Annotated in this window: 7 protein-coding genes and 1 tRNA gene; 5 read left to right on the plus strand and 3 right to left on the minus strand. The window is 75.3% G+C overall.

Annotated elements, in window-relative coordinates; translation table 11 throughout:
* Complete coding sequence (locus WDV06_RS19855) at window positions 1-1,614, minus strand: dynamin family protein (RefSeq protein WP_395511110.1); 1,614 nt, start codon at window positions 1,612-1,614, stop codon at window positions 1-3.
* Window positions 1,615-1,945: 331 nt separating this feature from the next.
* Between WDV06_RS19855 and WDV06_RS19860 the strand changes: the two genes are divergently transcribed.
* A tRNA-Arg gene (locus WDV06_RS19860) sits at window positions 1,946-2,018 on the plus strand.
* A 121-nt stretch (window positions 2,019-2,139) separates the two neighbouring features.
* Here WDV06_RS19860 and WDV06_RS19865 read toward each other — a convergent pair.
* Window positions 2,140-2,622 (minus strand): phospholipase, encoded by a 483-nt coding sequence (locus WDV06_RS19865; protein WP_395511111.1) that lies wholly within the window; start codon window positions 2,620-2,622, stop codon window positions 2,140-2,142.
* Window positions 2,623-2,858: 236 nt separating this feature from the next.
* On the opposite strand from WDV06_RS19865, the gene WDV06_RS19870 reads away from it, so the two are divergent.
* Window positions 2,859-3,401: a hypothetical protein gene (locus WDV06_RS19870; RefSeq protein WP_395511112.1), complete on the plus strand. Its 543-nt coding sequence runs from the start codon at window positions 2,859-2,861 to the stop codon at window positions 3,399-3,401.
* Between the two features lie 4 nt (window positions 3,402-3,405).
* Here the strand turns inward: WDV06_RS19870 and WDV06_RS19875 are convergent, their stop codons facing one another.
* The gene (locus WDV06_RS19875; protein ID WP_395511113.1) at window positions 3,406-4,176 is read right to left on the minus strand and encodes an alpha/beta fold hydrolase; all 771 of its coding nucleotides are present in this window, start codon (window positions 4,174-4,176) and stop codon (window positions 3,406-3,408) included.
* A gap of 82 nt (window positions 4,177-4,258) precedes the next feature.
* On the opposite strand from WDV06_RS19875, the gene WDV06_RS19880 reads away from it, so the two are divergent.
* The 3 genes from WDV06_RS19880 to WDV06_RS19890 all read left to right on the plus strand — a co-directional run bounded on the left by WDV06_RS19880 (window position 4,259) and on the right by WDV06_RS19890 (window position 8,132).
* Complete coding sequence (locus WDV06_RS19880; RefSeq protein ID WP_395511114.1) at window positions 4,259-4,960, plus strand: 4'-phosphopantetheinyl transferase family protein; 702 nt, start codon at window positions 4,259-4,261, stop codon at window positions 4,958-4,960.
* A 98-nt stretch (window positions 4,961-5,058) separates the two neighbouring features.
* Window positions 5,059-6,627, plus strand: a complete 1,569-nt coding sequence (locus tag WDV06_RS19885; protein ID WP_395511115.1) for a S8 family peptidase — start codon at window positions 5,059-5,061, stop codon at window positions 6,625-6,627.
* 209 nt (window positions 6,628-6,836) lie between these two features.
* Entirely contained in the window at window positions 6,837-8,132 is a 1,296-nt protein-coding gene (locus tag WDV06_RS19890) for a hypothetical protein (RefSeq protein ID WP_395511116.1), read from the plus strand.
* Window positions 8,133-8,231 lie beyond the last annotated feature (99 nt).

Consider the following 8,231-nt stretch of genomic DNA (forward strand, 5'->3'; position numbering starts at 1 on the left):
TCACCTCTCCTTCTGCAGTAGGGACAGCGCCGCGATCAGCTCGGCCTGTGGTTCCGGGGTCACTTCGAGGGCCTGGAGCGGGGCGAGCCGGCGGTCCCGTTCGGCGCGCAGGATCTGGTCGAGGTGGTCGCTGACCACTTCCCCGCCCCGGTCGCGCAGGCGTACGGCGGCCTGCACACCGATCCGCTCGGCGAGCTTCTCCCCCGCCGGCCGGGCCCGTTTGCCGCCGAGGAGGGCGGCGACGAGGAGGGCGGCGATGCCGTCGGGGTCGGGCGCGGGCTGTCTGTCGAGCTTGGCGACCTCCTCCTCGGCGAGTTCCTCCAGCACGCGCCGCCAGCGCCGTACGGCCATGCCGATACGTTCCGCCGCCTCCCGGTCGGGCCCGGGCGGCGACAGCGCACCGGCGGCCGGCTCGCGGCGCCAGGCCTCGGCGATGCGCTCGTCGGCGGCGGCGACGGCGCACTGGAGCAGCGCGGCGAGGGATTCCGCGAGGGAGTCGAGGAGTTCGTCGGCAGTGGTGTCGAGGGGGTAGCCGCGCCAGCGGGTGAGGGCGTCCCCGGCGAGGACGGCGCCGCTGTCGAGGCGGCCCTGGACCCGCTTGCCCTCCCTCTTGTACGCGTCCTCGACGGCCGAGGTCAGCCGGACGGCGGCGGCGTGCTGGGCGGCGACGGCGGAGGCCAGCTCCGGCATGCGCCGTCCGAGGGAGTCGAGCGCGCCGAGCGCGGTACGGCTGACGGCGTACTGCCGGGCGGCCGGGTCCTGGACGTGGTGGGTGAGCCAGGCGAGCAGCGGTGCGACGGCGCTGGCCGGCAGCAGTCCGCCGCCGCCGGCCGACTCGGGCAGCTCGGGCACCGTGAACCGCGGTACGTCGCCCAGTCCGGCGCGGGTGAGCAGGGCCCCGTACTGGCGCGAGACCTCGGCGAGCACCTGGTGCGGGACCCGGTCGAGGACGGTGATCAGGGTGGCCTTGTACTGCTTGGCGGTGCGCAGCAGGTGCCAGGGGATGGCGTCGGCGTACCGCGAGGCGGTGGTGACCATGACCCAGACGTCGGCGGCGCAGATCAGCTGGGCGGCGAGGGTCCGGTTCTCGACGACGAGGGAGTCGACGTCCGGGGCGTCGAGGAGGGCGAGGCCGCGGGGGAGGGTGGAGACGGTCTCGATCCGCAGCTCGCGGGGGGTGGGGCGGCGGTGCGCTCCGGGCCGGCGGCCCCCGCGGGAGGGGGGGAGCAGGTCGTCCTCCTCCGGGGGCGCCCAGACGCGCATGAGGTCGGGGAGGATCCGCATCCCGGCGAACCAGTGGTGGTCGTCCGGGTGGCAGACGAGCACCGGGGTGCGGGTGGTGGGGCGCAGCACCCCGGCTTCGCTGACCTGGCGGCCGACGAGGGAGTTGACGAGGGTGGACTTACCGGCTCCGGTGGACCCGCCGACGACGGCGAGCATCGGCGCCTCGGGCGCCTTGAGCCGGGGTACGAGGTAGTCGTCGAGCTGCGCCAGCAGCTCGGCTCTGGTCTGGCGGGCGCGCGGGGCACCGGGCAGGGGCAGCGGCAGACGCACGGACGCGACCCGGTCGCGCAGGGCGGACAGGGCATCGAGCAGCTGAGGCCGAACATCCAAGGTCACCACATGCGAAGAATGCCCAATTTGGGACCATTTTTGAAGCTTATACGCCCTCTGCGCGCCGACCGCGACTCCAGCGGGACATCATGGACACCGCGGACGAGTGGGACGCAGGCATAACGAGTGCACAACACCCAGGCCGCCGCGGCGCAAAAGCGATGCGAGAATCGCACCTGCCTGCGATTATCGGGACCGCTTCACCGAACCTCCACAACGTGGCACGCGAGCGAAGCAACCGGGACAAGGCAACCGGAGCCCTATCCTTGACCCGGCACGGACCGCAGTCCCACCCCCACCAAGGGGCTCCAGGCCACCACGGTCACCACCGGCCCCCGTAGCTCAGCGGATAGAGCAGGCGCCTTCTAAGCGCTTGGCCGCAGGTTCGAGTCCTGCCGGGGGCACTTCTTCTCCTCCCCGAGGGGAGCGCGCGGGCGCGTCGGGGGACGGGGGCCGCTGTTGGCGGAGATTCACCCGTCCGGATCCTTGCAGGCGCAAAAGGGCCGCCACCCGTGCGGGGGCGGATCAGGGCGTCGGAGGGGCCGCCGGGGTGGGTGCCGCGGGGGTGCCGAAGGCCTTGACCGCCTGGTAGTAGGTCCAGGCGGTGCCGTCGCAGGAAGTCCTCCGGGCGCCGGTGTAGTGGGCGCAGACCCGTTTGAGGTCCGCGTGGAAGGCGTCGTCCAGCCGGCGCTTGCTGGCCTGGAAGTCCGCCGGCGCGCGGTAGTTGCGGTAGCCGAAGTCGTGGCGGGCGCAGGCCTCGGCGAAGGGGAAGCCGAAGGGGTTGTCCGGGGAGGACGTGCAGTAGTCCGTCGTCCAGTCGAAGCCGTACGCGGTCCAGTCGGCCTGATGGGCGCGCGCGGCGAGCCAGGCCTCCTGGCTGGACGCGGCGGTCTGCGTCCAGCGGCTGAGCACCTGCGCCTTGTCCGCCGGGACGGCCGACGCGGGGGCGGCGAGGACGAGCAGCGCGGCGGCCGCCGACGCGAGGAGGGGGACGGGGCGGCGGCGCATGGCATTCCTGGGGGGACGGCGGACGGGCGGCCGCCCCGGGCGTGAGGGCCGCCGCCGCGCCGGGAGTTGACCGGACTGTCCCTCCTAACGCGTTCCGGGCGCGGGCGTTCTGCCCCAGCGGGTTGACGGTGGCCGGTACCACTCTCAGGTATGACTTCGTATGCGACTTCCGGCAGATTCCAGGTTCGTACCGGGGAGGGACGCGGGAACGCCTCCGGACACGAACACTTGACGGTATGAACCGCCGTCCGCTCGTCATCGCCGCCGCCATCGTGGGAGCCCTCGCCACCGCGGCCTTCGCGCTGCCCAACCTCCCGCCCAACCCCGTCACCAACGCCCTCAACGACCGGTTCTTCAAGGAGAAGGGCCGGCACTTCGCCACCGCCACCGCCGCCGCGGAGCGCACGCGTGGCGACCGGGCCCTCGCGCTGCCCACCTGGATGCCGAGGGACGCGACGGACATACGCATCCAGGCCCGCGCCGACGGCAAGGCCCGGCTCATCCGGTTCACCCTCGGCAAGACGCCCCTGGACGGGCCGCAGTGCGCCGCGGAGGCCCCGCGGAAGGCCGGCGGCCCCCGGCTGGGCGCCCGCTGGTGGCCGCGCGACACGCGGGGTGAGGAGCGGCCGGAGTGCCGGGACCACGTCCAGTACCAGGTGGCGGTGCGCGGCCGGAAGGTCTACGCCTGGACCGACGGGACGCCCTCCCCGGGCGCGCGAATACCGGAGGGCACGGCGGCCGTCCCGCAGCCGGGGGCCGTTCCGGCCGTCCGCCGCTGACGGGTCAGTCCCGGGCGAGGGCCTCGGCCGCAGCCCGGGCGAAGCCCTCGGGGTTGTCCAGCATGATGTTGTGCCCGCATTCCGGTACGGGGACGACGGCGACCCCGGCGGCTTCCAGGGCCGCGGTCCCGGCGGGGGCTCCGTCCGCCTCCGGGTAGAGGAAGCTGCGGGGGACCTCCAGTTCCAGCAGGAGTTCCCGCATGGTGGGCGTCGTGCCCGCGGCGAGGTGCACGGCGCTGCGGTACAGGCCGGTGCGGCCGGCCAGCCGCATGGTCGACCACCAGTGGGCGCCGACCCGGTCGCGGACCTCGGCCCAGCCGCGGGCCAGGAACTCCTCCTCCGTGTAGGAGGCGATGCCGCTGCTGCCCGCCGTCCCGGGCGTGGGGGGCAGGGGGTCGAGATTGGCGTCGACGAGGACGAGCCGGGAGACCAGGTGCGGGTGGCGGGCGGCCAGCACGATGGCCACCGCGCCGCCCATGCTGTGGGCGATCACCTCGGCGGCGCCGGTGCCGGCGGCCGTGAGCGCCCGGGCCACGGTGTCCGCGTGCGCCTCCAAGGTGTACGGGAAGGCCTCGGGCCGGTCGCTGTGCCCGTGCCCGAGGAAGTCCAGCAGCAGCGAGCGCCGCCCCGCCAGCCGGGGGTGCGCGGCGCTCGCCGCGAAGTAGGCGGGCGCCGTGGATCCGAGCCCGTGCAGGTAGACACGGGCCGGCTCCTCCCCCGGCAGCTCGACCCAGCGGATCCGGTCGTCCTCCGGCGTCACGACGGCGCTGTGCATGGTGTGTCTCCCCCTGACTCGTCCACGGTGGACCGGCCACGAGGCTAACCGAGACGTCAACTGCCCCCACTACCCTCGTGAGGTGATCGAAGAACTGAACCGACTCGACGGTGCGGCGCCCTTGCCCGGGGAGATCCCGGCAGGCTCGGGCACGGCGGTGTGGGCACTGGACACCACGCGCGAGGTGGTCGGCGGCCACGCGGTCGCGGGGGCCGCGGCGCTGCTGGACGCCGAGGAGCGCGGGCGCGCGGACCGGCTGCTGCGCCCCGGTGACCGGCGCACCTACCTGGCCTCGCACCTGGGGCTGCGGGTGCTGCTCGGCGGATACCTGGGGGTGGCTCCCGGGGAAGTCCGGTTCGTCCGCGAGGACTGTCCGAACTGCGGGGGGCCGCACGGCCGGCCGGCGGTGGCCGGGGGCGGGGTGCACTTCTCCCTGTCCCACAGCGGGGACCTGGCGTACCTGGCCTTCGCGGGGGTGCCGGTCGGCGTGGACGTGGAGGGACTGCCGAGCGCGGCCGCGGTGGCCGACGTCCTGAGTGCCCTGCACCCGGAGGAGAGGGCCGAGGTGGCCGCCCTGCCGGAGGACGGGCGGCGGACGGCGCTGGCCCGGGTGTGGGCCCGCAAGGAGGCCTGCCTGAAGGCGACCGGCGCGGGCCTCGCCGAAGGCCTGGTCGAGCCCTACGTGGGTTCCGCGCCGGCCCCCGCCCCGGTGCCGGGCTGGAGCCTGCGCGACCTCCCGGCTCCGCCCGGCTACGCCGCCGCGCTGGCCCTGCGCACGCTCTGACGCCCGGGCGGCCGACGCGCCCGCCGGGGCGGCGTGTCGTGCCGCCGGTCGGCGCACCCTCCGCGCGGCGCCGCCCGGGCGGGCCGAGCATCGGCGGCATGACCGTGATGACCGCGCTCCTCCCGGCCGCCGCCCTGCTGGCGGCGGCCACCGCCCTGCCCCCGCACCCCGGCGCGCACGCCGACGGCGCCGCCGCGCCCACCGCTTCCTACGTCGTCGTGCTCAAGGACGCCACCACCCGCGCCCCGGCCCGCGCCCTGGCCTCCGAGGCGGCGAAGGCCGGCGACCGGGTGGACGCGGTCTACGACACCGCCCTCGACGGCTTCGCCGTGACCACCACCGCGGCCCGCGCCGCCGCACTCGCCGCCGACCCCCGAGTGGCCTCCGTGGAACCGGACACCGTCTACCGGATCACCGACCCCACCAACGGCACCCCGGAGCCGCCCGCACCAGCACCGCCCACCGCCGCCCAGCCCGCGCCCCCGGTCGCCACCCCCGCACCGGCGCGGCCCGCCGCCGGACAGCCGTCACCCGCGCCGTCCGCACCCGCGCCGTCCGCACCCGCGCCGTCCGCACCCGCGCCGTCGGCACCCGCGCAGGCCGGCCCCGACCAGCCCGCGCCCCCGCAGCCCTCCCCCGCACCGTCCACCGCCGACCAGGCGGCGCCGCACTCCCCCGCACCGACACCGCCCACCGCCGACCAGCCCGCGCCCACGCCGTCCGCGCCCGCACCGCCCACCCCCGACCAGCCCGCGCCGACGCCGTCCGCACCCGCGCAGGCCCGGCCGGAGCGGCCCGGGGTCGCGGGTGGAAGCCAGGCGCGGGCACCCTGGCACCTCGACCGGCTCGACCAGCACGCGCTGCCGCTCGACGGCTCGTACACGTACCCCGCCACCGGCGAGGGCGTCACGGTCTACGTCGTCGACACCGGGATCAACACCCTCCACCAGGAGTTCGGCGGCCGCGCCCGCACCGGCTTCAACGCCCTGTGGATGGAGGGCTCCGACGACTGCAACGGCCACGGCACGCACGTCGCGGGAACCGTCGGCGGGACGACGTACGGGGTCGCCAAGGGGGTCTCCCTCGTCGGGGTGAAGGTGGCCGACTGCCGGGGCGACGCGCGGCTCTCGCACATCCTGCGCGGCCTCGACTGGATGGTGAAGGACGCCACCCGCGGCGGCCTGCCGCTGCGCCCCGCCGTCGCCAACATGAGCCTGGGCGGCTCCCGCAGCCACTCCATGGACGCGGCGGTCATCCGCGCCGCCGCCTACGGGATCACCGTCACCGTGGCCGCCGGCAACGAGGGCCGCGACGCCTGCGCCGGTTCCCCCTCCAACGTCCCGCAGGCCGTCACCGTCGCCGCCACCGACACCGCCGACCGCCACCCCTCCTTCTCCAACCGCGGCCCCTGCGTGGACATCTCCGCGCCGGGCGTGGCCGTCGTATCCGCCTGGAAGGGCACGGCGACCGCGCTCGCCCGGGCCACCGGCACCTCCATGGCCGCCCCGCACGTCGCGGGCGCCGCGGCGCTGCTCCTGGCGGGCGGCACGGTGCACACCCCCGAGCAGGTGCGCGCCGCGCTCCTGCGCGACGCCGCCCGGGGGCTGATCGCGGACCTGCCCGCCGGCACCCCGAACCTGCTCCTCCAGGTCCCCGCCGGAACCTGAGGGGTCCCGAGCGGTTCACCGACCACTCGGTACCCGATGTCCCGTCAGACCGGGTCTGATGGGACATCAATGTCTGTGTGCTTTGCACCCGGGCAATCCATTGACTTCTCGGCACCGCGACGCGTCAATGACGGCCATCCGCACCGGCTCGGCCTCCCCCACACAGCGGGTGGGGGGAGGGTTCGTCATGACGAAGGAGTCGCGACCCAGTGAGTACGAGAACGCTCAAACGAAGAGTGCTGGCCGGGGCGGGCGCCCTGTCCCTGGCCCTGACGGGCGGCGTCGTGGCCCTGACCGGGCCGGCGCAGGCCGCGACGAAGACCACTTCCGTCCCCGTGAAGTGCGTCGCCCCCGCCCCGCAGCCGGGCGCCAACGGCAACCAGGACTACACGATCACGGTGCCGGACACCGCCAAGGCGGGTGAGACCGTCCCGATCACCATCGACCCGGGCGAGACTCCGGTCGTCCCGATGTTCACGATCGACACGGTCAACACCATCAAGGCGAAGCTGCTCGTCGGCGGGGTCGCCCAGACGGTCACCAGCCTGGCCGTCCCCAGCCACCAGGAAGCCGGCAAGAAGTCCGACCCGCCCGCCTTCTCCGGCACGGTCAGGATCCCGGACGGCAGCGAGGGGACCACCGTCCAGATCGCCATCGACCAGGTGGTCACGGACGCCGACCTGGGCGGCACCGTCTACACCACCACCTGTACCCCCGACCCGCGCCCCAGCGCGTCCGTGGGCTCCATCGCCGTCGAGGCCCTCCCCAAGGACCCGGTCACCACCAGGCTGACGCCCAACAGCGGCAAGGCGGGCACCGCCGTCGTCGCCACCGGCGCCAACTTCCCGGCCGGTCCGGTCACCTGCTCCGCCCTCCTCGCGGGCGCGGCCACCGGTGACACCGGGACCGGCACGGCGGACGCCTCCGGCGCCGCCACCTGCACCCTCACCGTCACGAAGAAGGCCGACGCCATCAGGATCGACGGCTCGGTCGCACCGGCCAAGCCCTTCGTGTTCGTCGAGGAGCAGGCGGGCGTGAAGAACCCGGTGGACGTCGAGGTGCTGCCCGGGCCGCTGGCCCTCGGCCCCAAGGACGGCCAGCCGGCCGTCAGCTTCGGCTCGGTGACCGTCAACGGCAAGGCCCAGTCGGTGTTCGGCGCGTTCAACGCCGCCACCGTCCAGGACTTCCGCGGCGGCACCCTCGGCTGGGACGTGACGGCGACCCGTACGCCGTTCCTGAACCAGTCGACGGGCCACTCCCTGGCCAAGGCGCAGCTCGGCATCCAGCCGTCCTGCACCGTGACCAACCCGGACAGCCCGAGCACCTGCACCGCGGGCGCGCCGGGCGCGATCACGCAGACCCCGATGAAGGTCGCCTCGCAGGCGGCCGGCGGTGACGAGCTGACCGGCGGCGAGTTCGCCGTGGGCGGCGCGGCGATGCTCCAGTTGCCGCCGTTCATGTTCGCCGACACCTACCAGTCGGTCGTGACCTTCTCGATCGCCTGACCGTCCCGCCCGGACGGGCCCCGGGGGGGGGGGGGGGGGGGCCCCGGCCCCCCCCCCCCCCCCCCCCCCCCCCCCCCCCCCCCCCCCCCCCCCCCCCCC

Origin of the sequence: Streptomyces racemochromogenes (assembly GCF_044129415.1) — a bacterium.
Taxonomy (GTDB): Bacteria; Actinomycetota; Actinomycetes; order Streptomycetales; family Streptomycetaceae; genus Streptomyces; species Streptomyces racemochromogenes_A.

Excerpts from the sequence above, each read along its gene's own strand:
- WDV06_RS19870 (WP_395511112.1), top strand. The coding sequence starts at position 2,859 with ATGAACCGCCGTCCGCTCGTCATCGCCGCCGCCATCGTGGGAGCCCTC.
- WDV06_RS19865 (WP_395511111.1), bottom strand. The coding sequence starts at position 2,622 with ATGCGCCGCCGCCCCGTCCCCCTCCTCGCGTCGGCGGCCGCCGCGCTG.
- WDV06_RS19875 (WP_395511113.1), bottom strand. The coding sequence starts at position 4,176 with ATGCACAGCGCCGTCGTGACGCCGGAGGACGACCGGATCCGCTGGGTC.
- WDV06_RS19885 (WP_395511115.1), top strand. The coding sequence starts at position 5,059 with ATGACCGTGATGACCGCGCTCCTCCCGGCCGCCGCCCTGCTGGCGGCG.